General features: G+C 61.9%; 19 protein-coding genes and 2 tRNA genes. 12 read left to right on the plus strand and 9 right to left on the minus strand.

Annotation, left to right across the window (positions count from 1 at the left end):
• Nucleotides 1-16: 16 nt before the first annotated feature.
• The 5 genes from OVA24_RS19550 to OVA24_RS19570 form a co-directional block, all read right to left on the minus strand.
• Nucleotides 17-379: a preprotein translocase subunit SecE gene (locus OVA24_RS19550; protein WP_267671824.1), complete on the minus strand. Its 363-nt coding sequence runs from the start codon at nt 377-379 to the stop codon at nt 17-19.
• Nucleotides 374-449, minus strand: a tRNA-Trp gene (locus OVA24_RS19555). Before OVA24_RS19555 ends, OVA24_RS19550 begins: the two co-directional genes overlap by 6 nt.
• Nucleotides 450-549: 100 nt before the next feature.
• Entirely contained in the window at nt 550-1,734 is a 1,185-nt protein-coding gene (gene tuf / locus OVA24_RS19560) for an elongation factor Tu (RefSeq protein ID WP_267671825.1), read from the minus strand.
• Nucleotides 1,735-1,778: 44 nt separating this feature from the next.
• Nucleotides 1,779-1,853: transfer RNA gene (locus tag OVA24_RS19565), tRNA-Thr, on the minus strand.
• Between the two features lie 184 nt (nt 1,854-2,037).
• Nucleotides 2,038-2,865 carry a TIGR00282 family metallophosphoesterase gene (locus OVA24_RS19570; RefSeq protein ID WP_267671827.1) on the minus strand — a complete coding sequence of 276 codons (828 nt, stop codon included), beginning with the start codon at nt 2,863-2,865 and terminating at the stop codon, nt 2,038-2,040.
• A 75-nt stretch (nt 2,866-2,940) separates the two neighbouring features.
• Here OVA24_RS19570 and OVA24_RS19575 point away from each other — a divergent pair, with 75 nt between their 5' ends.
• The 5 genes from OVA24_RS19575 (at nt 2,941) to OVA24_RS19595 (ending at nt 9,859) form a co-directional block, all read left to right on the plus strand.
• On the plus strand, nt 2,941-4,245 hold the full coding sequence (locus OVA24_RS19575) for an N-acetylmuramoyl-L-alanine amidase (RefSeq protein ID WP_267671828.1): 1,305 nt from the start codon (nt 2,941-2,943) through the stop codon (nt 4,243-4,245).
• Nucleotides 4,246-4,377: 132 nt separating this feature from the next.
• Nucleotides 4,378-5,862: a PA14 domain-containing protein gene (locus OVA24_RS19580; protein ID WP_267671829.1), complete on the plus strand. Its 1,485-nt coding sequence runs from the start codon at nt 4,378-4,380 to the stop codon at nt 5,860-5,862.
• A 22-nt stretch (nt 5,863-5,884) separates the two neighbouring features.
• Nucleotides 5,885-7,336 (plus strand): DUF7133 domain-containing protein, encoded by a 1,452-nt coding sequence (locus OVA24_RS19585; RefSeq protein ID WP_267671830.1) that lies wholly within the window; start codon nt 5,885-5,887, stop codon nt 7,334-7,336.
• Nucleotides 7,337-7,411: 75 nt separating this feature from the next.
• Nucleotides 7,412-8,083 carry a spermidine synthase family protein gene (locus OVA24_RS19590; RefSeq protein ID WP_267671831.1) on the plus strand — a complete coding sequence of 224 codons (672 nt, stop codon included), beginning with the start codon at nt 7,412-7,414 and terminating at the stop codon, nt 8,081-8,083.
• 78 nt (nt 8,084-8,161) lie between these two features.
• A complete protein-coding gene (locus tag OVA24_RS19595) occupies nt 8,162-9,859 on the plus strand; it encodes a hypothetical protein (RefSeq protein WP_267671832.1) in 1,698 nt (565 codons plus the stop codon).
• 15 nt (nt 9,860-9,874) lie between these two features.
• Here the strand turns inward: OVA24_RS19595 and OVA24_RS19600 are convergent, their stop codons facing one another.
• Nucleotides 9,875-10,606 carry a PEP-CTERM sorting domain-containing protein gene (locus OVA24_RS19600; RefSeq protein ID WP_267671833.1) on the minus strand — a complete coding sequence of 244 codons (732 nt, stop codon included), beginning with the start codon at nt 10,604-10,606 and terminating at the stop codon, nt 9,875-9,877.
• Nucleotides 10,607-10,746: 140 nt separating this feature from the next.
• Here OVA24_RS19600 and hprK point away from each other — a divergent pair, with 140 nt between their 5' ends.
• Together hprK and OVA24_RS19610 are read left to right on the plus strand one after the other, a co-directional pair.
• Entirely contained in the window at nt 10,747-11,715 is a 969-nt protein-coding gene (gene hprK / locus OVA24_RS19605; RefSeq protein ID WP_267671835.1) for an HPr(Ser) kinase/phosphatase, read from the plus strand.
• 80 nt (nt 11,716-11,795) lie between these two features.
• On the plus strand, nt 11,796-12,968 hold the full coding sequence (locus tag OVA24_RS19610) for a hypothetical protein (protein ID WP_267671836.1): 1,173 nt from the start codon (nt 11,796-11,798) through the stop codon (nt 12,966-12,968).
• An 18-nt stretch (nt 12,969-12,986) separates the two neighbouring features.
• Here OVA24_RS19610 and OVA24_RS19615 read toward each other — a convergent pair whose 3' ends face one another.
• Nucleotides 12,987-14,552, minus strand: coding sequence for an excinuclease ABC subunit UvrC (locus OVA24_RS19615; RefSeq protein ID WP_324287874.1), 1,566 nt, complete (start codon nt 14,550-14,552; stop codon nt 12,987-12,989).
• 141 nt (nt 14,553-14,693) lie between these two features.
• Here OVA24_RS19615 and OVA24_RS19620 point away from each other — a divergent pair, with 141 nt between their 5' ends.
• The 5 genes from OVA24_RS19620 (at nt 14,694) to speA (ending at nt 20,862) form a co-directional block, all read left to right on the plus strand.
• The gene (locus OVA24_RS19620) at nt 14,694-15,533 is read left to right on the plus strand and encodes a MotA/TolQ/ExbB proton channel family protein (protein WP_267671837.1); all 840 of its coding nucleotides are present in this window, start codon (nt 14,694-14,696) and stop codon (nt 15,531-15,533) included.
• 14 nt (nt 15,534-15,547) lie between these two features.
• Nucleotides 15,548-15,967 carry an ExbD/TolR family protein gene (locus OVA24_RS19625; protein ID WP_267671839.1) on the plus strand — a complete coding sequence of 140 codons (420 nt, stop codon included), beginning with the start codon at nt 15,548-15,550 and terminating at the stop codon, nt 15,965-15,967.
• Nucleotides 15,968-16,007: 40 nt separating this feature from the next.
• On the plus strand, nt 16,008-18,386 hold the full coding sequence (locus OVA24_RS19630; RefSeq protein ID WP_267671840.1) for a tetratricopeptide repeat protein: 2,379 nt from the start codon (nt 16,008-16,010) through the stop codon (nt 18,384-18,386).
• Between the two features lie 45 nt (nt 18,387-18,431).
• Nucleotides 18,432-18,818, plus strand: coding sequence for a hypothetical protein (locus OVA24_RS19635; protein ID WP_267671841.1), 387 nt, complete (start codon nt 18,432-18,434; stop codon nt 18,816-18,818).
• A 97-nt stretch (nt 18,819-18,915) separates the two neighbouring features.
• Nucleotides 18,916-20,862: a biosynthetic arginine decarboxylase gene (gene speA, locus OVA24_RS19640; protein ID WP_267671843.1), complete on the plus strand. Its 1,947-nt coding sequence runs from the start codon at nt 18,916-18,918 to the stop codon at nt 20,860-20,862.
• A gap of 18 nt (nt 20,863-20,880) precedes the next feature.
• Here the strand turns inward: speA and OVA24_RS19645 are convergent, their stop codons facing one another.
• Both OVA24_RS19645 and OVA24_RS19650 read right to left on the minus strand, forming a co-directional pair.
• Nucleotides 20,881-21,792: a hypothetical protein gene (locus tag OVA24_RS19645; protein ID WP_267671844.1), complete on the minus strand. Its 912-nt coding sequence runs from the start codon at nt 21,790-21,792 to the stop codon at nt 20,881-20,883.
• Between the two features lie 397 nt (nt 21,793-22,189).
• Nucleotides 22,190-24,148: an RNA polymerase sigma factor gene (locus OVA24_RS19650; RefSeq protein ID WP_267671845.1), complete on the minus strand. Its 1,959-nt coding sequence runs from the start codon at nt 24,146-24,148 to the stop codon at nt 22,190-22,192.
• Nucleotides 24,149-24,378: the final 230 nt, after the last annotated feature.

Consider the following 24,378-nt stretch of genomic DNA (forward strand, 5'->3'; position numbering starts at 1 on the left):
GAAAAGAAAAGCGGCCTCAGCGGCCAAGGTTGGTGAGGAAGGTGATCACCGCAACGTGGATGAAGTCGAAGAGCTGGACGAAGCCGGCGAGCAGGATCATGGCGATCAGCACGACGACGGTGGAATCGACCAGCTCCTTGTACTTGCGGAAGCCCTTGATCTTCGGGTCGGACTCCCATGGCCAGCTCGCCTTCTTCAGTTCGCCCTTCACCTCGTTGACGAAGGTGCCAACCTTGGCGAAGTTTTTGGCAAGGAGGACGACGGCCGCGATGAGGATCGCGTACACAATTCCGGTTGCGACCCAACTGTCGGCAATCTTGATGTACTCCAGGAACTGCATCGATGGTTTCGTTTGGCGGGAATCTAGGGAAAGTGGCACGGCAGGAGGGACTCGAACCCCCAACACTCGGTTTTGGAGACCGATGCTCTACCAATTGAACTACTGCCGTTTTAGAGGCGACCAAGGGGCATCTCGCTTTTTGAAGAGCGGGATGCCCCGGGGTCCAGCATTCCGGCGGGCGGACCCGCCGGATGCCTCACTGCTTTGAATTACTTGATGATCTCACCGACGCGGCCTGCGCCAACGGTGCGGCCACCTTCACGGATCGCGAAGCGCATGGTCTGCTCCATGGCGATCGGCGTGATGAGTTCGACTTCCAGGTTGATGTTGTCACCTGGCATCACCATTTCGACACCTTCCGGGAGCTTGATGCTGCCGGTCACGTCGGTGGTGCGGAAGTAGAACTGAGGACGATAGTTGGAGAAGAACGGGGTGTGGCGGCCGCCTTCTTCCTTCGAGAGAACGTAGATCTCCGACTTGAAGACGGTGTGGCCCTTCACGGTGCCCGGCTTGGCGATGACCTGGCCACGCTCGACCTGGTCCTTCTTCAGACCGCGGATCAGGAGACCCACGTTGTCACCTGCACGACCTTCGTCGAGCAGCTTGCGGAACATTTCGATGTCGGTGACGGTGGTCTTCTGGGTGTCGCGGATGCCGACGATCTCGACTTCTTCCATCTTCTTGATGATACCACGCTCGACACGGCCGGTGCAGACGGTTCCGCGACCTTCGATGGAGAACACGTCTTCGATCGGCATGAGGAAGGTCTTGTCGATCGGGCGCTCCGGCTCAGGGATGTAGGAATCCACAGCGTCCATGAGCTTGAAGATGTTCTCCTTCTGGGCGGCGTCGCCTTCGAGGGCGGCCTTGGCGGAACCCTTGACGATCGGGATGTCGTCGCCTGGGAACTCGTAGGAGGAAAGGAGGTCGCGGACTTCCATCTCAACCAGCTCGAGGAGTTCTTCGTCATCAACAAGGTCAACCTTGTTCATGAAGACAACCAGAGCAGGCACGCCGACCTGGCGGGCGAGGAGGATGTGCTCACGGGTCTGCGGCATCGGGCCGTCAGCAGCGGAAACCACAAGGATCGCACCGTCCATCTGGGCGGCACCGGTGATCATGTTCTTCACGTAGTCGGCGTGGCCGGGGCAGTCAACGTGGGCGTAGTGGCGCTTGTCGGTTTCGTATTCGACGTGGGCGGTGTTGATGGTGATACCACGCTCGCGCTCTTCCGGAGCGGCATCGATGTCCGCATAGCTTTTCTTCTCAGCAAAGCCTTTGTCCGCCAGCGTGTTGGTGATCGCTGCGGTGAGGGTGGTCTTGCCGTGGTCAACGTGACCGATGGTTCCGATGTTAACGTGCGGCTTGTTGCGCTTGAATGCTTCTTTGGCCATGGTGGTTGTGGTTTCGCGTGAGTTCTGAGAGTATCCGATCATCATGGAGCTCGTGGGGGGAATTGAACCCCCGACCTCATCCTTACCAAGGATGCGCTCTACCCCTGAGCTACACGAGCAATATGACGATGTCCGCCCTTCCTACTTCCGACAAAAGAACCGCGACCTGTCCGCTCCGGACTGACCGCGGCACCCCTGACTTCATGTGGGGAAGAGCGGGCGGACAGTAACAAAGCCCGCCCCTCTGTCAAAAAAAATATCGTCTATTTCCACCTTCTTGGAAAATCGTTGGAAATGAGAACATTACGCATTCGCTGAAGCGGATTCATCCACTTCATCTTTCAGCAGAAGCGACAATCTTTCGATGTGCTGGCAGGTTCCAGCCTCCACATCCACTTCGACGATCACGCCACAGATCCTCACAACTCCTTTGGCCACAGGGAATCGCGTGGGCATATTCGATTTGAAGCGCCAGACGACCGATTCGATGCTGCGCCCCAGGATCGACTCCTCCGGCCCACACATCCCGGCATCCGTGAGGTATCCAGTACCGCCCGGGAAGATCACGTCGTCCGCTGTCTGCACATGGGTATGAGTTCCAACGACCAAGGAAACTTTTCCGTCCAACATGCGGCCCATGGCGATTTTCTCGCTCGTGGTTTCCGCGTGGATTTCCGCGACAATCACCTTCACACCCAATCCCTGGAGGCGTTCGACTTCCGCCTCCATCGCCAGGAACGGATTTTCCAGCGGCGGCTGCATGAAAGAGCGACCCTGGACCTGAATGACAGCCACCTTTCCCTTCGCGGTTTCCAGAACGACGCTGCCCTGCCCGGGAGTTCCTTCCGGATAGTTGATGGGGCGCAGAAGACGGGGCTCCGTGGGGAAATACTCCACGATTTCCTGCTGGTCCCAGACGTGGTCGCCGGTCGTCACGACCGCCGCCCCCGCCCTCAGAAGATCGATCGTGATCCTCGGGGTGATCCCCCTGCCCCCGGCGGCGTTCTCACCGTTGACGATGATAAAATCGATGCCCTTCTCTTGTTTCAAGACAGGGAGCTGCGCAATGACCGCTTTCCTGCCGGGTTCACCGACCACATCCCCCAGAAATAAAATACGAATCGATGACATTGGTGTAATCCGGTGCCTGTTGGCCCGCGACCGATCCTTTACTCCCGGCCCTCCCGCCTCAATCCTATTTCCCGCATGTCGTCCTTTCTGCGCCGCTATTTCCCACTTTTCCTGCTCATCGGGGCGTTCGTGGCCGTGGTCAGCCTCTATCTCAAGATCAAGCGGGGGAACGCGGAACCACCGCCACAGCCACCGGAAATCGCTGAAACCAAGAGCGTCCCGGAAGGCAACACCCTCTCCCCGCTGGCCCAGCCACCGGACTGGCAGGCGCTGGCTCCTTTCCAGAGGAGCATCACCCGCGCGGACTTCGAGCGGCTGCTGACCACCGTCTTCACCATCGGAGAGAACTGGAAGAACTTCATCCTCCTCACCGATACCAACGCCGTCATCAAGACAACGGACGGCGGGATCTTCATCCTCCAGTTCGCCGAAGAAGCCGCCCCCATTCCCAAAAGTTGGAAGGGCACCTCCGAGCTACCGGCAGCACCAGCGGACAAGCCTCTCCAGGATCTCCACATCGCGATCGACCCCGGCCACATCGGCGGAGAATGGGCGAAAATGGAGGAACGCTGGTTTATCCACAATGGCGGGACACCGGTCACCGAGGGCGACATGACCCTCGCGGTGGCAAAGTTGCTGCAACCGAAGCTGGAGGCGCTCGGTGCGCGTGTCTCCCTCGTCCGGGACAAGCCGGAACCAGTCACGACCGTACGTCCGGAGGCGCTTGTCCAGGATGCGGAGGCCGCCTCGGCCACCCCGCAGGAGCCGGAGTCCATCTCCCGGCTTGCCCAGCGGCTCTTTTACCGGACCGCCGAGATCCATTCGCGCGCGGAGATCGTCAACAACCAGATCAAGCCCGATCTGGTGTTGTGCCTCCATTTCAATGCGGAGGCGTGGGGAGATCCGAACACCCCGACGCTCATCCCCCGGACCCACCTCCACCTCATCCTCAACGGAGCTTACAACAATGAGGAAGTCGCCCTGGCGGACCAGCGTTTCACCATGATCAAGAAGCTGCTTTCCCATACCCATGAGGAGGAAGCCCTCGTCGGCCGGACGGTCGCGGACACTTTCGCGGAGATCAGCCAGCTCCCTCCCTACGTCTATCCCCCGGGAGGCAGCGTGGTTTCCGTGGACGGCCATCCATTCCTGTGGGCGCGCAATCTCCTCGCCAACCGCCTCTACGACTGCCCGGTCATCTACATGGAGCCCTACGTCATGAACTCCACTCTGGACTACGCCCGCATCCAGGCCGGCGACTATGACGGGGTGAAGGAAATCGAAGGCCAGTTCCGCCCGTCGATCTTCAGGGAATACGCGGACGCCCTCGCCGAGGGACTGCGCCGGCACTACTCGGCCAATCGGGCGAAGACCGATTGAGGTTCCCCACCTATCGGGGAGCGGACACATTTTATGCGGATCCGGCCATCCGGCCTGAATATTTCGCACTCCGCCCTGCTGGCCTGCGCTGGATGCTTGCGTGCTCAGCGGGAACTCCATAGACCCGGTTTCATGTCCTATTCCCGAGGCATTCCGGTGAAATCCATGCGGCCGCTCTTCTTCTACCTCTCTCTCCTCTTTGCCGGCCATCTCCATGCCCAGGACGGTGGCCAGCTCTACGCCACCTACTGTTCCGCCTGCCATGGCCCTGACGGGAAAGGCGTCCCGGCGGCGAACTCCCCTCCCCTGTCGGAAAGCCCGTGGGTCGCAGGCCCGCCGGACCGGGCCGTCAAGGTGGTGCTGCACGGGCTGGAGGGCCCGGTGGAGATCCTCGGCAAATCCTACAACCTCACCATGCCGCCCCAAGGTGCGGTGCTGCCGGACGATGTGGTCGCGGCGATCCTCACCTACGTCCGGTCCTCCTTCGGCAACGCGGAGTCCGCGGTGTCCGCCGATCTGGTGAAATCCATCCGTGCCGCGACATCCAACCGGGAGAAAGCCTGGTCCGCCCCGGAGATCCTCAAGCTCCACCCGCTGCCAAAGGAGCCGTCCGCCCTCAAGAACCTCATTTCCCGGACCTACTTCGGCAACTGGAGGGACCAGCCCGACTTCTCCACCCTCACTTCCGCCAATGTCGAGGAGGAACACGACGGCATCATCAGCCTCGACCAGGCCACCAAGCGCGGCGAGCACTTCGGCATGGTGTGGGAGGCGGATTTCGAAGCGGAGAAGGACGGCGATTACGAATTCTACTTCGACGCGGACGACGGCGGCCGGGTAGTCATCAATGGAAAAAGGATCGCCGAGATCAAAGGCCTCGGCCCGATGAACGGCAGCCGCTCCAAGACCGTGAAGGTCACGCTGGCGAAGGGCCTGCACCCCATCCGCATCGAATACTACGAAGTGACCCAGAACGACGGTATCCAGCTCGGCTGGAAAGGGCCGGGAATGAAGACTTTCAAATGGGTGTCGAAGGACACCGCCTCCAACACGAAGAAGTGGAAGGAGATCCTGCTGACCCCGAAGGACCGCCCCATCATCTACCGGAACTTCATCGCGGGCAGCACCGCCCGCGCGATCGGTGTGGGTTTCCCCGGAGGCGTGAATCTCGTTTGGTCCGCGGATAATCTGGGACCAGCTCTGGTCTGGAAAGGGGACTTCATCGATGCCGGACGTCACTGGACGGACCGTGGCCAGGGCAACCAGGAACCTGCCGGCAAAACGGTCGTGAAACTATCGGACAAACGCCTGTTGCCCGACGATGCGGTCTTCAAAGGCTTCGTTCTCGATTCCGCGGGAAATCCGGCATTCCGGATCGAGATCGGTGACCAGATTCTCACGGATGCCTGGGAGCGGGGGGAAAAGGATACGCTCATCCGCACCCTCACGCTCAACGGTGGTCCGGCAAAGCTTCCTTTCCTCCTCAACAGCCTCCCGCCGGGAGACCGGCTGCGGATCAGCGGCACCCAGGACGGAGTCCGGGGAACCGCAGGCCGCCATGAAGTGGAACTGAACCCGGGACAACCACGCAGGGTCTTCTACTCGTTCGCCCCCTGAGACTCCTTACCCGCCAAACACCATGTTCTCTTCGCGCACGTTCATCCCGCTTGGTTCGGGACTCGCCATCATGGCTTCCGCCTTCGCGGCCCAGGCCGACTATTATCTCCGCGAACCCATCCCGCTCCCCGATGGCGGGATCATGGAACTCGGATCCATCGCCCTCCTGCCGGAGAAAAAGATCGCCGTCACCACCCGCCGCGGTGACGTCTGGATCTGCACCGGGGCCTATGAAAAAGATCTGTCCAAGGTCACCTGGAAGAAATTCGCGGAAGGTCTCCACGAACCACTCGGTGCGTTTTGGAAGGATGGTTCCCTCTACCTCACGCAGCGCCCGGAGGTCACCCGCCTGCAGGACACGGACGGGGATGGCACGGCGGATGTTTTCGAGACGATCAACTCCGGCTGGGGCATCAACGGGGATTACCACGAATACGCCTTCGGCAGTCCGGCGGACAAGGAGGGCAACATCTGGGTGGTCCTCTGCCTGACCGGTTCCGGCGGAGCCGCCTCCGATTGGCGCGGCTGGTGCATGCGCATCACACCTGATGGGAAGATGATTCCCACCTGCTCCGGCATCCGCTCTCCCGGCGGAATCGGCTTCAACCATGCCGGGGACGTGTTCTACACGGACAACCAGGGGCCATGGAACGGATCCTCCTCCCTCAAATGGCTGAAGCCCGGCTCGTTCCAGGGAAATCCCACGGGTAACAAATACCACACCCTGGCCAACCTGCCGGAACCGCCGAAGCCCACCGATGGATCACGCATCGTCACCGAGCGGGAACGCCTCCCGGAGTTCGTTCCGCCCGCCGTCATTTTCCCGCATGCGAAGGTAGGCCAATCGCCCACCGGCATCGCCGCGGATGTCTCCGGCGGGAAATTCGGGCCATGGGAAAACCAACTTTACGTGGGTGAGCAGACCCACTCGGAAGTCCAGCGCGTCGCCTTGGAACAGGTGAACGGAATCTACCAAGGGGCGGTCTTCAAGTTTCTGGCCGGCTTCGGCTCCGGCATCATCCCGCTGCGTCTCGATACGCAAACAGGCCACCTGTTCGCCGGTGGTTCCAGCCGGGGCTGGGCGTCCCGCGGCGGCAAGCCGTTCACCTTCGAGCGCGTCACCTGGACCGGCACCACGCCGTTCGAGATCCGTACGATGAAAGCGGAGAGCGATGGCTTCACCCTCGACTTCACCGAACCCGCGGGGGACTCCGCCGGGGACCCGGCGAGCTACTCGATGGACGCCTGGACCTACATCTACCAGTCGAAGTATGGCAGCCCGGAAGTCGATCAGACGGTTCCGAAGATCACCGCCGCCACACTTTCGCCGGACAAGAAGTCCGTCCGCCTCAAGATCGACGGCCTCACCAAGGGCCATGTCCATCACCTGGAGGCGAAAGGAGTGAAGTCCGCATCCGGCACGCCGCTGTGGCACGCGGAGGCATGGTACACCCTGAACGAGATCCCGAAGTGAGGGAAAGGAGAGCAATTCTGCGAATTGCCCGATAAGGATTGGCCGCACCGCTCCCAGACTTTACCTAGCGTCGCCATGAAGCCGACCGTCACCCTCGCCACCACCCGCACCCCGGACGGGGCGACCATGACCCTCCACGAGCACGACGGACAACACTTCCTCAAGGTGGCCGGCCTGCAACTGATGAGCACCACCGCCTCCTCGTCCGAGGAGCAGATGGCGGAGCTTTCCTGCGCCACGCTTCCGCCCCGGCCCCGCATCCTCATCGGTGGCCTCGGTTTCGGCTTCACGCTGAAGCGCGTCCTGGAACTCACCGGCCCGGATGCCGCCGTCCACGTTTCCGAGCTGATGCCGGAGATCGTCGCCTGGAACCGCGAGTATCTGGCCGCGGTCAACGGCAGGCTGCTCGACGACCCGCGCGTCACCACCCTCGTCCGTGACGTCTATGACATCATCGGCAAGGCATCCGGCCCCGACCGCTACCACGCCATCCTGCTGGACGTTGACAACGGACCCGATCCCTTCGTCCAGAAAGGCAACGAGCGCCTCTACCAAGGCTCCGGCCTCGTCCGGATCAAGGCCGCCCTCCAGCCCGGGGGCCGCGTCATTTTCTGGTCCGCCCACCAGGACAAATCCTTCGTCAAAACGCTGTCCCGGACGTTCAGGAACGTCGAGGCGATCAGCGCCAAGGCCTACCCGAAGGCGAAACGCTTCACCCATACGCTGTTCATCGCAGACCGGGATTGAGCGGGACCCCTTCGGTGACGATTCCGCCACATCGGCGGACTATCCTATGGCATGGGCGGAGAAAGAATCGCCGCGTCCATGGATTTGTTCCTCATCGACGCCATCGGCCCGTTTTTCAGGGGCTATGGAAAGCGCCGCATCAACTGGTCGAAGATCCCGTTCACCCACCTGCGGACCGGGGATGACAGGACGTTGCAATGGGAGGAGATCGCACGGGATCTGGAGCGGTTCGCCACAGAGGTCGTCCGGCTCGGTTACAATGCGGTCACTTTGGATGATCTGGCCCATCTGGCCCCTCATCCGCTCCATGAGCCGGAGATCCGGGAGCGCATCACCGTGTTCCGGCAGGAATTCGCCAAGCTGTTCGACCTCCTGAAGAATGAATACGGGCTGAAGATTTTCCTGACCTCGGATGTGATCCCGTCCACCCCCGCGCTGGATGCGGCGTTCGGAGGGAATGCCGTGGCATGGGAAGACTACTACCGGGATCTGGTCCGCGGCATCCTCGATGATTTCCCGCAGCTCGACGGCCTCATCCTCCGCATCGGTGAGAGCGATGGCAACGACGTGCGCGACCCCATCCGCACCCGCCTCCACCTGCGCGGGGCGGCGGAGACGAACCGGTTCCTGAAAAATCTGCTGCCTGAATTCGAAGCCCGCGACCGGACCCTCATCCTCCGCACCTGGACCGTCGGCGCGCACAAGATCGGGGATCTCATCTGGCACCGCCGGACCCTGGCGGAGACATTCCAGGGCATCGACTCTCCGCACTTCATCGTCTCGATGAAACACGGCGAGAGTGACTTCTTCCGCTACCTTCCGCTCAACCGGGCGTTCTTCCACCTGCCGCAGCGCAAGCTGCTGGAACTCCAGGCCCGGCGGGAATACGAGGGGGCCGGGGAATATCCCTCCTACATCGGCCGTGACTGCGGACGTTTCGCCAGGGAACTCGCCACGGCGGAAAACATGGCGGGCATTTCCGTTTGGTGCCAGACGGGCGGCTGGCACCGCTTCCGCCGGCTGCCATTTCTGGAAAACACCGGGGATGACACCTGGATCCGGCTGAACGCCACCGCCGCCATCGACATCTTCCGCCATGGCAGATCCGTGGAGGAATCCGTGGGGAATCCCACCGTCATGGAGTTCCTCACGCTGGCGGACACGGTGATCCACGAGCTGCTCTACATCGAGGACTTCGCCCGCCAGAAGCTGTTCTTCCGGCGGGTGCGCATCCCGCCGCTGCTGCACGCCTACTGGGACTCCCTGTTCATCAACCATGCGGTCCGCAAGGTGCTGCGGCATTTCGTGAAGGATCCGGAACGGGCCTTGAGATCCGCGGAAGGTGCGTTCTCCCTTTTCCCAAGAATGATCGGATTGGCGCGCGAGGCGGGCCTGCCGGTGGAGGATGTGGAACACATGCGGGACCTGTTCGGCATCCTGCTGCTCGCGCGGCGTTACTACCTCCTGCCGTATGACGAAGAGCTGTCCGCCGAACTGCGCGCCGCGAAAAAGGCATACAAGCAACGCTGGCCGAAAGGCTCCCGCGAACGCTACCGCATCAAGACTTCCTTCGATCCTGTCAGGATCACGGGCCGGACGCTCGGCCTGGCGACTTCCCTGTTGCTGCGGAGGAAGCGCGGCTACCGCCTGATCGACCACATTTTCACCCTCAATCTCCTCGGCTTCGCTTTCCGGGTGTTCAAGCCACGGGACAAACGGAAAATGCCGAAGTTCCTCCGCAAATCGGCGATGGGCGTGGATGCCCTCTTCAAGTGAAGAGTCGGTTTGGCCTCAGATCCTCCTGCGGACCGCAGCCGCCGCAAGCAGTCCCAGCCCGGCAAGCAGGGCGGACGAAGGCTCCGGCACGATGCTGATGGTGAAACTCTCGTAACGACCGGTGGCCTGCGTCCTCACCCCGGCGGAACCCGATGCGATGGACGTATCAGTCGCAACGATCGAACCAGCCAACGTGTTGTTTTCGTCATACGCGTAGGTGGAGATCGTCGTCCCGTTGAAATCCATCACCAGCCGCCACGCCGAATCCGCGACATAGGCCGGATCCAGGGGGGTGGTGGAGCCAAGTTGCGTGGCGGTACCGCTCACGAACTTGTACAATTGCAGGCTCGGAAGATCGTTCACCGTGAAGATCCGCGCGTGATAGAAGGTATCGGTCGATGAAATTCGTCCCGCTAGCCCCACCACCGAACCCGCCGATCTCCTTACGGTTGCCTCAATCGTGAAATCCGTCAGCGCGTTGTAGGCGATCCCACCCTCGAGGGCACCCGTGTAATGGGAGAGGGCATTTGTCCCGGTATTCGGGTTCTGGTAGCGGTAGGCACCGTTGTCATCGATGCGCCAGCCTGTCCCGGTTCCTGTGGCGGTTCCTCCGGCAATCACCGTCCAGTCGGCAGGCTGGGTCGCCGTCCCGGGGAAGTCCGTGGTGTAAAGAACCGAAGCGGCTTCAGAAACTCCGGCTCCAACAAGCTGGAAGCAAACGGCGGCGGCGGTGAGGAGGGTTTTCATGGAATTTCGGGGATTAGGGGAAATGGGATGGGGATGCACAAGGCCTTTTCCCGGCCGCCGCGACCTATCCATACGTCCGGCGGGGCAGTTTCTTTTCGCGTGCCGCATTGCCTCCGGTTTGCTTCAGTGAATGCAAGTCCATGACCCCACGCGTCAAAACCGTTGCCTCCATCACCGTCGGAAAGTTCTTCGAGAACCACGCCGAAGCCCTCGGCCTCACCCTCCACGGTGAAAGTGTCGGCTTTGACCGCCCGATCAGCGAACCGGCGATCAACCGGCCCGGCCTGGCGCTCGCCGGATTCTTTTCCTATTTCGCGCCCAAGCGGGTGCAGGTGCTGGGGAACTCCGAACTTTCCTATCTGAAGAAGCTGCCGGAGGCGATGCGGGCCGACCGCTTCCGCCGGATGTGCGACCGTGACATCCCATGCATCGTCATCGCCCGTGGAGCCACCATCGGGGAAGACCTGATGGCGGTGGCGAGGGAGCATTCCATCCCGGTGTTCGGTACCTCGCAGGTGACGATGAAGTTCCTCAACGCGGCGACGATCCGCCTGGAGCACGAGTTCGCGCCAAGCGTCACGCTGCACGGCTGCATGGTTGATATGCGGGGGGTCGGCGTCCTGATCATCGGCAAGAGCGGTTCCGGAAAGTCGGAAACCGCCATCGGCCTGCTGGAACGCGGGGCATCCCTGGTGGCGGATGACATGGTGCGCATCAAGCTGGTGGGCGGGGAACTGACCGCCACCGCGCCCGACCTTTCCCGCGGCTACATGGAGATCCGCGGCATCGGCGTGATCAACGTGGCGAACCTCTACGGCCTCGCCTCCATCCGTCCGGAGAAGCGGGTCGATCTGGTCGTGACCCTCAAGCCGCAGGCGGACCTGAATGAGGTGGATCGCCTGGGCCTGCAGCAGAAAACCCACGAGATCCTGGGCCAGCACATCACCCACGTGGAGATCCCCGTCGGCCCCGGCCGGGACACCGCCCGGATGGTGTCCATCGCCGCGCTGGACCAACAGCTCCGCCGCCTGGGCTACAACATGGCGGACGAGTTCAACCAAAAGCTCCTCAGCCACATGGCGGGCATGAATGCCGGCCCGATGAGGTGAGGCTGGGAGTTTCCGGCTCTCCCCGCCTGCCCGGCGACCGATTGACACCCGGAGGCCTTCTGAGGTAGGCATATCGTTCCATGAGGAATGGAACCATCGCCGCCGGGCTGCTCGTGACCCTGTCCGCAGGATTCATGGTTGGGCGGATCACTTCCTCATCGGAGACGGCCCATGATCGTGGCGACGGCGGATCGGCCGACCGGACCGCCGCCCTCAAAACCCGCGTGGCGGAACGCCCACCGGTGGAACGCCCCTCCACTCCAGGAGCGCGGTTGAGGCAGGAAATCCGGGCGCAACCGGCCGACCGGATCCCGCAACTGGTTTTCCGGGCCCTCGAAACGGGCGATCCCATCCTGCGCAGGCAACTGATGTCCGATCTCTATTCCCGGATGGACCATACGAACTACCGGGAGATGATGAACCAGATCCTGGAGGTCTCCAATGCCACGGCACGGGAGTATCCGGAGGAGTATCTATTGATGAGCATGCGCGCCGGCCAGATCGCCGGTCAGACGGTGATGGAAGATTGGAAGAAAAACGGCATCACCACCGAAGCGGCTTCCAAATCGTTCACGGGTTGGGCGCAAGTGGATCCTGAAGCCGCGCGACGCTGGCTGGAAGCGAATCCCGATTTCGATGGAAGCACCAGGAGCAAACTCTTCAACGCTCTCCTCACCGGAGCGATGATCAATGATCCGGCGTCCGCCACACGGCTCTACGGTTCCCTCCAGGGGGAAGACCGTGAGCGGGCCCTGGCCACATTCACCAACCAGATCGTCCAGGTGGCGGGGAAGGAAAGCGGGGTGCAGTGGCTCCACGATCTCAAAGCAAGCGGTGGAGATGATCCGTATGTGCGGCGGGCGGCGACCTCCCTTTTCGACCGCATCCTCTGGTCAGGCGCCAACCGCCGGAATGCGGCCTCCCTCGCAAGGGATCTGGAAAGCCTGATCACGACGTTTCCGGATGATGCCGACTGGACCACCCGTGGCATGGGACAGATCCGGGACAGGAAAGTCACCGGAGGAATCGAGCTTCTCGACGAGCTCGCGCGGGGACCGGTTTTCAAAGGCAAGGAGTTCAGCCAACGCCAGTGGAACAGTGCCGTCGATTTCGCGCTCCAGCGGGACCACGCGGCGGTGGACCGATGGCTCCAGGAAAATCCGGACTCCCCCATCCATGCGCAGGTGCAGGAAATGGCGGAGAAGAAAAAGGCGCAAGCGGCGGCGGCGAAGGCTCCTCCCGCGCCGAATTGAACGACCGGCACCCCGCCATCAGGAAAGCCAATCGAGAATGGCAGCGGCGGATTTCTCCGAGATACCGGGGATTTCCGCGATTTGTTTGGCAGTCGCCTTTTTCACCCGCTCCACGCTGCCGAACTTTTCCAGCAGGAGTTTCTTCTTCCGCGGTGACATGCCCGGCACCTCGTCGAGCAGGCTTTCCTTCATCCGCCTGCGGTAGAGCAGCGCGTTGTAGCCGTTGGCGAAGCGGTGGGCCTCATCCCGGATGCGCTGGAGGAGCTTGAGGGCACCGCGGTCGTGCGGGATGAGGATCGGTTCGCTGCGGCCGGGGACGAACACTTCCTCCCGCTGTTTCGCCAGACCGATCACCGGCAGGTCATGCAGGCCGAGGTTGCCCAACTCCCTCACCGCCATGCCGAGCTGCCCCTTGCCGCCGTCCACGATCACCAGGTCCGGCAGCACGATCTTCGCCCGCCCCTCCCGGGCGAGCCGCCGCTGGGCCTCAACGACATCTTCCTGGGAAATGTCCGCATCCGGGTCCGCGGCGGAATTTTCCATGAGGATGCGGGAGTAGCGCCGCCGGATGACTTCCGCCATGGAGGCGAAGTCATCCTGCCCCTCCACGGTGCGGATGCGGTAGCGGCGGTAGTTCTGGTTGTCCGGCTTGCCATCCGTGAAGCGGACCATCGAAGCGACGATGTGGTTGGAGGAGACGTTGGAAATGTCAAAGCACTCCATGACACGGGGCGGACCGGAGAGGTGCAACGCCTCCCCGAGATCCGCCAGATCCTCCACCGGCTTCACCGTGGTGGGCACCCCGCGGCCACGGGTGAACTGGCGCGTCGGGCTCAGCGTCTTCTCCAGGTTGAGCATCACGTCACGGAGGTTCGCCGCTTTCTCGAAATCCAGGTTCGCGGCGGCGCGTTCCATTTCGGCGCGGAGGTTGTCGAACATCTCCTTGCGCCCCTTCCCCTCCAGCATCCGGCAGGCCTCCTCCACTTTCAGCAAATAGGCGGCACGGTCGATCCGCCCGATGCACGGCGCGGAACAGTTGCGGATGATGTCCGCATTGCAGTGCTTGTAGTCGCTTTCCCCCGGCACCACCGGGCGGCAGACCCGCAGCCCGCAGGCCCGGTTGATCCAGGAGATGGTCTCCCGCAGCGCCCCCGAATGGGGGAATGGCCCGAAATACCGCGCACCGTCCTCTTTTTTCAGGCGGGTGGTCGCGAACTTCGGCCACGGATCCTCCATCCGGACCTTCACCAGCAGGAACCGCTTGTCGTCCCGGAAGGCGACATTGTAGCGCGGGCGGTAGTCCTTGATCAGCTTGCCCTCCAGCAGCAGGGACTCCTGCTCGTTGCGGACGACGTGGAACTCGAAATCCGCGATGGAATCGATCAGCGCGCGTGTCTTCAGGTCCGCCCGGGTCTTCCGCGACGCCATGAAATAGTTCGACATCCGCTTCCGGAGATCCCGCGCCTTCCCGACATAAATGATGGAACCCAGGCGGTCCTTCATCAGGTAGACGCCGGGTTGATGTGGCACCTCGCCAAGCCTTGATCTCAAGTCACTCCCTGCCATCCGCGGTCGATCCTTCATCCAACCGCCGGAAATTCAAAAAACAAACCGTAAATCCGGTGACGCCTTTCCTATGAAAGAAATCACCGTTTTTCCCGTAATCCGCACCTGCACCCCGGGCTTGCGTTGACCCTCGTGGTCGCTAAACTCCCAGACAACTTCATGAAGTGCCGCCTCCTGACCATCGCGGGGATGTTGATCTCCGCGCTTTCCGTTTCCGCTGCTCCCGTCGCAACCGGCGCCCCACAAGAGAAAGGACTGATCGAGCTGTTCGCCTCCGGCGGATACACGATGTACGCCCTGCTGGTGATTTCCGTGATCCTCGTCCTGTTCATCCTGGTCTTCCTCGCCACCATCCGCCGCAACGCCGTGGTGAGTGACAAGTTCATGAGCGCCGCGGACGCCATGATCCGCCGCCGGGACTATCTGGGTCTCATCGCCTACTGCCACCGGCAGAACGAATCGATCGCCCGTGTGATCCAGAAGTCCCTGGAATTCCTCACGAAGAACCCGAACGCCCCGTTCATCGAAGTCCGCAGCCTCGCTGAGGCGGAAGGCTCCCGGCAGGCGGGCACCCTCACCTCCCGCATCACCTATCTCGCTGACATCGCGGCCATCGCGCCGATGGTGGGTCTGCTGGGAACGGTGCTCGGGATGATCAAGTCATTCATCCACATTTCCGGCGGAGCCGGCCAAGGCGTGCGCCAGATGGAGCTGGCGGGCGGTGTTTCCGAAGCGCTGATCGCCACCGCATCCGGCCTGATCATCGCGATTCCCGCATTGGTGTTCTACTCCTTCTTCCGCGGACGTGTTTTCCGCTACGTTTCCGAGCTGGAAGCGGCCTCCGCCCACCTGATGGCCATCCTGAACAGCCAGATCGAGCGCCAGCCGTCAGGGCCTTCCTACGCCACCCCCGCAGCCAGAGGCGGCCGGGGTGATGACTTCGCCATGCCGACGCCCGCACCGCTGGGCGCGGAGCGTCCGGACCTGCACGGCATCTGAACCCCGCACCGATCATGAAGTTCAACCGCCACCTCCCTCCTCCGGCACCCATGAATCTGGTGCCGATGATCGACGTGTTGTTCCTGCTGCTGGCGTTCTTCATCATTTCCTGGCAGTTCTCCCAGTCCGAGACGGAACTGAACGTCTCCGTCCCGACCGCGGAGGAAGGCGCGGACTCCGAGCAACAACGGGGCGAAATCATCATCAACATCCTCGCGGACCTTTCGATCCGGGTGGAGGGCCGCACCGTGACCCTCCCCGAGCTGCAGGAAAAACTCACCTCCCTGGCCAAAGACTACAAAAACCAGCCGGTGCGGCTGCGGGGGGACGCAACCGTCCCCTACCAGCGGATGGTGGATGTCATCGACACCTGCCAAAAAGCGGGGATCTGGAACATTTCGTTCGCTTCCCAAGCTCCGAAAGAGAATCAATGAGGCCACCTCCGGGTGGCATCCCCGAACCCCTTCGCATCCCTTGAACCGCGCGCTACCTTTCCTTTTCCTCACCGCCGGAGCCCTCTCGGCCCAGCCGCCGCGTGCCGAAACGGTGAACGAAGTCCTCGAACAGGACCCCGGCGAGGCGTTCTTCCAGCGATGCAAGAACCGCTTCAACCAGGGCGTCCAGGCCGCGGACGTGGAAAACCGCATCCTGATCTTCCAGCATGCCGGGGAGTTGCTGGAGAACTACATCAGCCAGTTTCCGAACCACAAGAACACGGAGAGCGCCTACTATTTCCTGGGGGAATCCCTCTACCAAAGCGGCGTGCCTGACGCGGGAAGGCAAAGGTTCTCCACGCTCCTCAACCGCTATCCGGACGGCCCCTGGGCGGCGCTCGCCGCCTACAAGCTGGGACTCGAACACTACAACCGCCGCGAGTATGCCTTCGCCGCGCCTCTCTTCGAACGCTACGCGCTCAACGCGGCGAAGCCATCGGAGCGTCCGCGGGGAAACTACAATGCGGGCGACTGCTACCGCCTGCTCGGCCGGGACCGCGAGGCTCTGGCCGCCTTCAGGAAAGTCATCGACGACCCGGCGGGTGCACCAATGGTCCCGAAAGCGAAGTTCTTCACGGGCAAGATCCTCCTGAAGTCCGGTGACGCGAAACAGGCGCTGCCCCTCTTCGAGGAAGTGGCCGGCAACAGCGGCAACCCCAACGAACTGCGGGGGGATGCCGCACTGGCGGCGTCCGACGCGGCAGCGAAACTGGAGCAACATGACGTGGCGGACAAGTACCTCCAGTTCATCCTCACCCAGCCGGGCATGGAAGCATTCCGCGCGGACGCGCAGATCACGCTGATGAGACAGGCCTTCGACCGGAAGGAATACAAGAAAGTCATCGAGATCTACCAACGCAACAGCGCCCCCGCCGAAGGGGAACGTGAAGCGGCACGGCTGACGCTGGCCGCGCGCGCCTACATGGAGAACAAGCAGCCGCAGGAGGCGATGCAGCTTTTCCGGGAGGTGGAGAAACTCGTGCCGGAGAGCAACCTGGCTTTCCTCGCCGCGTATTACCGCCTCCACTGCTTCTTCCAGATCGAAGGCCGCCACGTGCCAGACCAGGTGGATGGATTCCTGCAGATCTACCGCCGGACCCGCCCCCCGGATGACCCGAAGATCCAGACCGTCTTGCTGCTGAAAGCGGAGACCCTTTTCTCCAGCGGCAAGAATGCGGAAGCCGCGAAGGCATTCGCCGAGATCGACGCCAACGCCATCAGCGAACAGAACCGCCCCGGCCTGCTCTACAACCGTGGCTGGTGCATGGCGGAAGCGGGAGACCTCCAGGGCGCCATCCGCTCCCTGAGCGAGTTCATCGCCAAGTATCCCAAGGACGAACGCGCGCCATCCGCGCTGATGAAACGCGCCCAATCCTATGCGCAGAGCGGGGATAACGCGAAAGCCATCGCCGACTTCGACCAGCTCACCGCCGAAGGCATGCCGGATGACCTTTCCACCGCGGCGTGGATCGAGTCCGCCCGCCTGCGGAGGACGGAGGACAATGTCCCCGACATGATCGTCCGCTACAAGGGGCTCCTCGCCAAAAAGAACATCAATGACAACCAGTCCGCGGAAGCGAACTTCCGGATCGGCTGGGGCCTGGTGAAACAGAACACCCACGCCGAGGCTATCGCCTTCCTGGAAAAGGCGCGCGCCCTGGACGCCAAAACCTATGGCAAGCACTCCGGCCTCCTGCTGTGCATGGCCTATGGAGCGATGCTGGACGCACAGAAACTCTCCGCCGAAATCAACCTCGCCATCGAGGGTGGATACAACGAGGAACTGGCGGACCAAACGATCCAGTGGGCAGGCATGCAGGCCTACAACGGAGGCGACTACAAATCGACCGCCCGCTTCCTCAACCTGATCGCCAACCCTGAGGAGCCCAGGGAAACCGCCAAGGAAATCTGGCGTTATCTGGGCAAAGCGCGCTTTGAGACCGGTGATTACGAAGGGGCCCTCACCGCCGCCAACAACGTGCTGGCCGTGGAGGACAACGCAAGCTGGAAGGCCGATGGACTGGTGGACAAGGGACGTGCACTGCTCGCCCTCGACCGCATCGCGGAAGCGCGGGTGGCTGCGAATGAGTCGGAGGATCTCCATCCAACCGGCCGCACCAGTGTTCTGCTCGGGATTCTAAACGGGGATCTTTTTGACAAGGAGGGAGCGCTCGACCGTGCCGCCGGTGCCTACAACAGGATCGTCCAGTTCGCGGGGGATGCGGAACTCAAGCCACTGGCCCTCCACAAGCTGATCCAGCTCCGCGAACGCACCGACGACAAAGCTGGAGCGGACAAGCTCCGCCAGCAGCTCCAGAAGGAGTTCCCCAACTGGAAGCCTCCAGGCAACGCTCCTTGATCCGGCCTGGGACCTTCACTTCCTCCTCCCGGTCAATTTCCACCTATGGACCTCGCTTCGCCCGAAATCAAGCTGCTGGGTTTCTGCGTCCTGCTGCTGGCTCTGGCGGGTGCCATCTCCGCGTCGGTGGCATTTCTGCGTGAAAAGGGTGCCGGCCCCCGCATCATGCTGGCTGGCTCGATCCTTTCCTTGGTCGGGATGATCCCGCAGGCGCTCGCGCAGTTCATCGACTACCACGCGAACAAGGGCTACGAGCCTCTGGAACTGCCACAGATCGTGTACTTCACGTTCTGGAACTGGCTTCCCACCGCCTCCGCCCTGGTGTTCGCGGTGGGATTGCTGATGACCGCCTTCCAACGCCGGGGTCTCTCGAAACGGATTGCCGAGCTGGAAAGCATCCTCTCCGCCCATGAGATGGCGGGGAAAAAGTGACGCCTCGCGGGCGCGTTTCCGCCGGATTTCTTCCCATTCCAGTCACATCTTCGTCATTGATCCACCGCCCAGCGGTGCTAACGATTCGCTTCTTCCCATGACGCCTCCTGCCACCGCCACCGGTAAATCCTCGAAACGTCCCGCTGAAAAGGCGTGGTCACCGGACAAGTCCGCCGACCTCTACGGCGTTGATTCGTGGGGACACGGGTTTTTCGGCGTCAACAAGGCAGGCCATGTCACCGTCAACCTGACGGATGAAGACACCACTGCGGAAGTCTCTCTGCATGAAGTCGTGGAAGGCCTGCGCGACCGCGGCACCCACCTTCCCGTGCTGCTCCGCTTCCGCGACCTGCTCCACTCCCGCATCACCGAACTCAACGAGTCCTTCCGCAAGGCCATCAAGGACGTGAAGTACCGCGGCGAATACCGCGGCGTCTATCCCATCAAGGTGAACCAACAGCGGCAGGTCATCGAGGAGATCTCCGAGTTCGGGAAAAAGTACCACTATGGCCTGGAAGCGGGCTCGAAGCCGGAGCTGATCGCCGCGCTGGCGCACATGCACGATCCGGAGGCCTACATCATCTGCAACGGCTACAAGGATGAGGAATTCATCGACCTGGCGCTGACCACCCAGAAGATGGGCCTGAAGATCATGCTGGTGCTGGAGATGCCGTCCGAACTCGGCCTCATCCTCGAGCGCTCCCGCAAGATCGGCGTGCTGCCGAACCTCGGCGTGCGCATCCGTCTTTCGACGAAAGGCTCCGGCCACTGGCAGGAATCCGCGGGTGACAAATCCGTCTTCGGCCTCAGCGCCAACCAGATCATCGACGTGGTCGATCAACTGAAGGATGCGGGCTACCTCGGCTGCCTGAAGATGCTCCACTACCACCAGGGTTCCCAGATCCCGAACATCGCGGCCATCCGCGAAGGCTGCACGGAGGCGGTCCGCGTCTATTGCGACCTGGTGAAGGAAGGCGCGCCGATGGGCGTGCTGGACATCGGCGGCGGCATGGCGGTGGACTACGATGGCTCCCACACCAACTTCGCCTCGTCCTGCAACTATTCCATCGCCGAATACTGCACGGACATCGTGGAAACGGTTTCCCAGGTCTGCGACAAGGCGGGCATCGCCCACCCGAACCTCATCTCGGAGTCCGGCCGCGCGATCGTCGCCTACTACTCCGTGCTGGTGTTCAACATCCTGGATGTGACCAGCGCGCAGACCAGTGAAGCCGCACCGGCCATCCCGGAAAAAGCGCCGCAAAACCTGATCAACATCATCGACATCAACAAGACGCTTTCCACGAAGAACCTCCAGGAAAGCTACAACGACGCGCTCTACTACCGGGACCAGCTCCGCGCGCAGTTCTTCTACGGCGCGGCCACGTTGCGCGAACGCGGTCTGGGCGAGGCTTGGTTCTGGCACATCCTCACCCGCATCTCGAAGCTCATCGCGGATCTGGATGAAATTCCGGAAGACCTCCGTGAGCTGTCCTCCACGCTGGTGGACTACTACTACGGGAACTTCTCCCTGTTCCAATCCCTGCCGGACTCCTGGGCCATCGACCAGCTCTTCCCGGTGATGCCCATCCACCGTCTCGATGAACGTCCGCGCCACCGCGCGGTGCTGGCCGACATCACCTGCGACTGCGACGGCAAGATCGACCGCTTCATCGACAAGGAAGACGTCGCCAAGATCCTCCCGCTGCACGACCTGAAGCCGGATGAGCCTTACTACGTGGCCATCTTCCTCGTCGGTGCCTACCAGGAGACCCTCGGCGACCTCCACAACCTGCTGGGCGACACCAACGTCGTCGGCGTCCATCTTGAGAACGGCAAGCCGGTCTACACCCACGAAGTCGAGGGCGACACCGTGGCCGATGTGCTCAGCTACGTGGAATACGACCCGAAGGAACTGATCAGCCGCTTCCGCAACTTCGCGGAGAAGGCCGTATCCGAAGGCCGCATCTCACCGAAGGAACGCCGCGAGATCCTCGACCGCTACCGCGAGGGCCTGAATGGCTACACGTATTTCGAAAGCTGATTTCCCTCTCCGGAAAATTCAATGAAGGCCGTGGCACTCCGCGAAGGAGGCTGCGGCCTTCTCGTTGATGGGATCATCCTTCGGCCAGCGTTCATAAACCTTCCGGATCGTCCGGTCTCTCCGCTCGCCCGCCGGTAATGTTTCCGCCCACTGCGACGCCGTTTCAGGGTCATACTGCGCCACCGCCTCCGCATACGCCTGCGCCGCGACGTCCTTCATCGTTCCTGCGGATGCCTCCTGCAGCCATTCTCCGGCAGCCATGTGGTCCGCCTCCACCCACGAGGTGAACAACCCGCCGATCTCCGCTTCCGACTGAACCACAGGGATATTCCGCTCCACCCATCCGATCCACCTCCCCGCGGTTTCTCCCTTCAATTTCCCGAACATCCCCGCCGTCAGTGCATCGAGTTCGGGACCGTCGAGATGCGCACCGTCCATCCATCGCTGCGCCCCGGAGGTTCCCGCAGCCACCAGTTGATCGGCAAAGGCGCCGAAACCACCAGCCATCGCCTCGTTCCGTTGTTTCGCTCCGCCCATGCCCTGCAGATACCCGCGGAGCGCTCCGAGCATGCGATCCCTTTCCTCCGGCGTGCGCGCCGCCCGCACAATGGATGCCACCGACTTGTCATCCGCCTGGAGCCCGAGGTCTCGGATCGACTGGAACGCCAGCACTGGATCCCTGGCCGCGATCTGATAAAGCACCACCCGCCTGGTCTGTCCGGAAATGTGATCATCGAAGCGGGCGCTTTCCGACTTCAACCAGGTGATCGCCTTCCGCGGATCATCCCTCGCCATGGAGATCAATGAGTCCCCGATCACCTGCCCCTCCATATCCCTGAAAAGCGACCATGACTTTTCCGCTTCCCGGTTGGACGCCTCCGACAAAAATCCAATCGCAAGCTCCGGTCGGTAGGACGCAAGTTTCAACATGCATTGCTGGAGAACGAATCCCCATGGGTGCTCATGTGGGACCTTTCCCGTCATGTATTCCCGTACGATGAACTCCGCTTCTGCCGCATCCATGGTCAGGAGCCGCTCCAGCACGTGTGACCATGCCGCCTTCCGATCCGCGCTGTCGTCCGGAAGAGCACCGAATTTCCGATAGCAATCCATCGATTCGATTGCCGATCGCTTCGCCACTTCACCCCGGTCGTCTCTCCTCCCGGCATCATCAGGGCCGCCGGACCTTGAAAACCTGGCCGGCGAATCCGCCCCACTTGCCCGGGCTACGTGCGCCAGTGAATCGATCCGCCAACCGGCGAACAGCCCGCCGGCGACGATCACCACTGCCGCGAGCAGCGAAACTTTCATCGGATGATCCATACGTTCATTCCAGTGCTTCCAACACCTCCGCCCTTCGGACGGGATCCGTTATCTCCGCCGCCATTGCCCTCGCCTCATCCTTCTTTCCCCGCGCCCCCTTTGAGCAGAGAAAGGCGACCAGAAATTCGTCATTCCCATCCGTCCCACGGAACCCCGCCGCCAGGGATGCGATCTCGGAAAAGCTGGCCGGGCCGTGTTCCAGGGCTTTCCCCAATGCTTCACCAATCACCCGGTCCGCCTCCACCGGAGCCGTCCGCTCCAACCATGCGCGGGTCTCCGCCAGATCCGCCATGGTGAGCTTCCCGTTCAACGGCTTGTTCGAAATCGAGCCGATGGCCGCCATCTCACAGATGACCTTGCGCTCGTCCGGCGTCGCCTTGATCCTTTCCAAATAGGAATCCACCCGCCGGGATTCCATATTCCAAGCGACAATACCGAGGGTCTTCCGGCATTCCTCAGGCGTCAGATGCCTTCGGGCCAGCCCGACATAGGCAGCCTCACTGGCCTGATCATAAATCGACAGTTCGCCGATCATCCCCATCACCTCCATTCTTGTCTTCGGGGACATTCCCTCCAGCCTGGAAGATGCGGCTTCGAGATCCTTCACAGACATCTGCTCCAGCAACGCTACTTCCAGCCGCATCCTGAGAGGATTCTTCCCGTCCAGACGCTTCGTCTCCAGTTTGCCTTCCGCCACCTGCCGGTCGAGCCATGCAGCAGCCGCCACGGGATCTTTCTTCGCCATGGCAAGCACCGCATCCTTCATCATGTAACTGTACCGGGGCTTGGCCACCTTTTCCTCCGCCAGGGCCAACACGACAGCAGGATCTTTCTTCATCAGAAGGTAAAGGATACTCGATTCTATCATGATTCGCGCCGTCTCCTCCATGTCCACCTTTGCCACTTCGTCCAATTCCGCCACCAACCCTTCAACGGAAAGCTTTCCCAAAAGATAATCCAGAGAGGTATCTTCGATCGTGCTCATGGTCACGAGTCTCCCGCTGATATGCTTTTCCGTCATCATCGCTCCGATCTTCTCCCATGCGATGCACTTCCCTCCACCCATCGGAACGACATTCCTCCGGGATGACCGGACGGCATCTCCAGCCGTCCCGCCGGAACCACGCAGGTGGCCCGCACGAGTTGACACTTCTTTCTTCCCGACGGCCGCGAGGGCCTCCCATTTCGGAGAAATCCAGAAACCTACCACGATCAACGCGATGACGGGCGGGACGAATGGCGTGGCTTTCATAACGGTGGTGGCGGTGGCCAGTGTGGCGGTGGAGACCGGGCCTTGTGCGGCACAGGCTGCCAGTGCCTTTGAGGAAAGGGCATGGATAGTGCCAACCGGGGCGTTCAGCTCCGCGGCGAATCCAGCCGTCAGGACCATGTTGAAAGCCCCGCCCGGCTCATATCCACGGCGGGCGAGCTTCGAGCGCAGGCGGGCCGTCGCCCGTTCGAGCCGCTTCCTCGCCGCATCCGTGGCGATCCCCAGCCTCGCCGCCATCTCCCCGACGCTCATGGCGTGGTAGAAGTGGAGCAGCACGGTTTCCCGGTCTTTTTCCGGAAGCGAGGCGATCGCGTCGTCGATGACGGGGCGCAATTCCCGCCAACCGTCTCCACCCTCCTGTGCCGGGGTCGTTTTCATTTCATCGAGAAGTCGCTGCCGCTTCTTGATCTCACGGAGGTTCCTCCTCATGAGATTCTTCGCCTGCATGACGGCGGTGATGTAGAGCCACCCGGCAAGGGTGGGGCGTGTGTGGAGAAAGGCGGCCCGCCGCGCCAGCAGGATGAAGACCGCCTGGGATACCTCCGCCGCCGCCCCGTCATCCCCTGCCACCCGCCGTGCCGCTGCATGGACCATCCCGGCATGGCGCTCCACCAGCGACCGGAACGCCGCCTCCCTGCGGGTCGTCAGCCAGTCCGCGAGAAGCTCGCCATCGGTGGGTTCGGAATTCGCCATTCACCTGTTATCTGTCCTGTCACCCTTCCGGAGGGACAAAAAATTTCGATGATCCTGAATTTTTCCCGACCCGCAGGGCATCGTTTTTCAAAGTCGCCATTGGAGGATCAATCGGGTGGGTGGAAAATTTTAACGGATTAGTACGGCCCTCCGTACTATCCGGACCCACTACTAAATCAGCCGTAGTTTTCGGTTTGACCCTACCACATCTTGTCATATTATCGGCCCGT

The sequence above is a fragment of the Luteolibacter sp. SL250 genome (genome assembly GCF_026625605.1).
In the GTDB taxonomy this organism is placed as follows: domain Bacteria; phylum Verrucomicrobiota; class Verrucomicrobiia; order Verrucomicrobiales; family Akkermansiaceae; genus Luteolibacter.

Excerpts from the sequence above, each read along its gene's own strand:
- OVA24_RS19645 (WP_267671844.1), bottom strand. The coding sequence starts at position 21,792 with ATGTTGAAACTTGCGTCCTACCGACCGGAGCTTGCGATTGGATTTTTG.
- OVA24_RS19590 (WP_267671831.1), top strand. The coding sequence starts at position 7,412 with ATGAAGCCGACCGTCACCCTCGCCACCACCCGCACCCCGGACGGGGCG.
- OVA24_RS19635 (WP_267671841.1), top strand. The coding sequence starts at position 18,432 with ATGGACCTCGCTTCGCCCGAAATCAAGCTGCTGGGTTTCTGCGTCCTG.
- OVA24_RS19595 (WP_267671832.1), top strand. The coding sequence starts at position 8,162 with ATGGATTTGTTCCTCATCGACGCCATCGGCCCGTTTTTCAGGGGCTAT.
- OVA24_RS19580 (WP_267671829.1), top strand. The coding sequence starts at position 4,378 with ATGTCCTATTCCCGAGGCATTCCGGTGAAATCCATGCGGCCGCTCTTC.
- OVA24_RS19615 (WP_324287874.1), bottom strand. The coding sequence starts at position 14,552 with ATGAAGGATCGACCGCGGATGGCAGGGAGTGACTTGAGATCAAGGCTT.
- OVA24_RS19610 (WP_267671836.1), top strand. The coding sequence starts at position 11,796 with ATGAGGAATGGAACCATCGCCGCCGGGCTGCTCGTGACCCTGTCCGCA.
- OVA24_RS19575 (WP_267671828.1), top strand. The coding sequence starts at position 2,941 with ATGTCGTCCTTTCTGCGCCGCTATTTCCCACTTTTCCTGCTCATCGGG.
- hprK (WP_267671835.1), top strand. The coding sequence starts at position 10,747 with ATGACCCCACGCGTCAAAACCGTTGCCTCCATCACCGTCGGAAAGTTC.
- OVA24_RS19625 (WP_267671839.1), top strand. The coding sequence starts at position 15,548 with ATGAAGTTCAACCGCCACCTCCCTCCTCCGGCACCCATGAATCTGGTG.
- OVA24_RS19570 (WP_267671827.1), bottom strand. The coding sequence starts at position 2,865 with ATGTCATCGATTCGTATTTTATTTCTGGGGGATGTGGTCGGTGAACCC.
- speA (WP_267671843.1), top strand. The coding sequence starts at position 18,916 with ATGACGCCTCCTGCCACCGCCACCGGTAAATCCTCGAAACGTCCCGCT.
- OVA24_RS19585 (WP_267671830.1), top strand. The coding sequence starts at position 5,885 with ATGTTCTCTTCGCGCACGTTCATCCCGCTTGGTTCGGGACTCGCCATC.
- tuf (WP_267671825.1), bottom strand. The coding sequence starts at position 1,734 with ATGGCCAAAGAAGCATTCAAGCGCAACAAGCCGCACGTTAACATCGGA.
- OVA24_RS19620 (WP_267671837.1), top strand. The coding sequence starts at position 14,694 with ATGAAGTGCCGCCTCCTGACCATCGCGGGGATGTTGATCTCCGCGCTT.
- OVA24_RS19650 (WP_267671845.1), bottom strand. The coding sequence starts at position 24,148 with ATGGCGAATTCCGAACCCACCGATGGCGAGCTTCTCGCGGACTGGCTG.
- OVA24_RS19600 (WP_267671833.1), bottom strand. The coding sequence starts at position 10,606 with ATGAAAACCCTCCTCACCGCCGCCGCCGTTTGCTTCCAGCTTGTTGGA.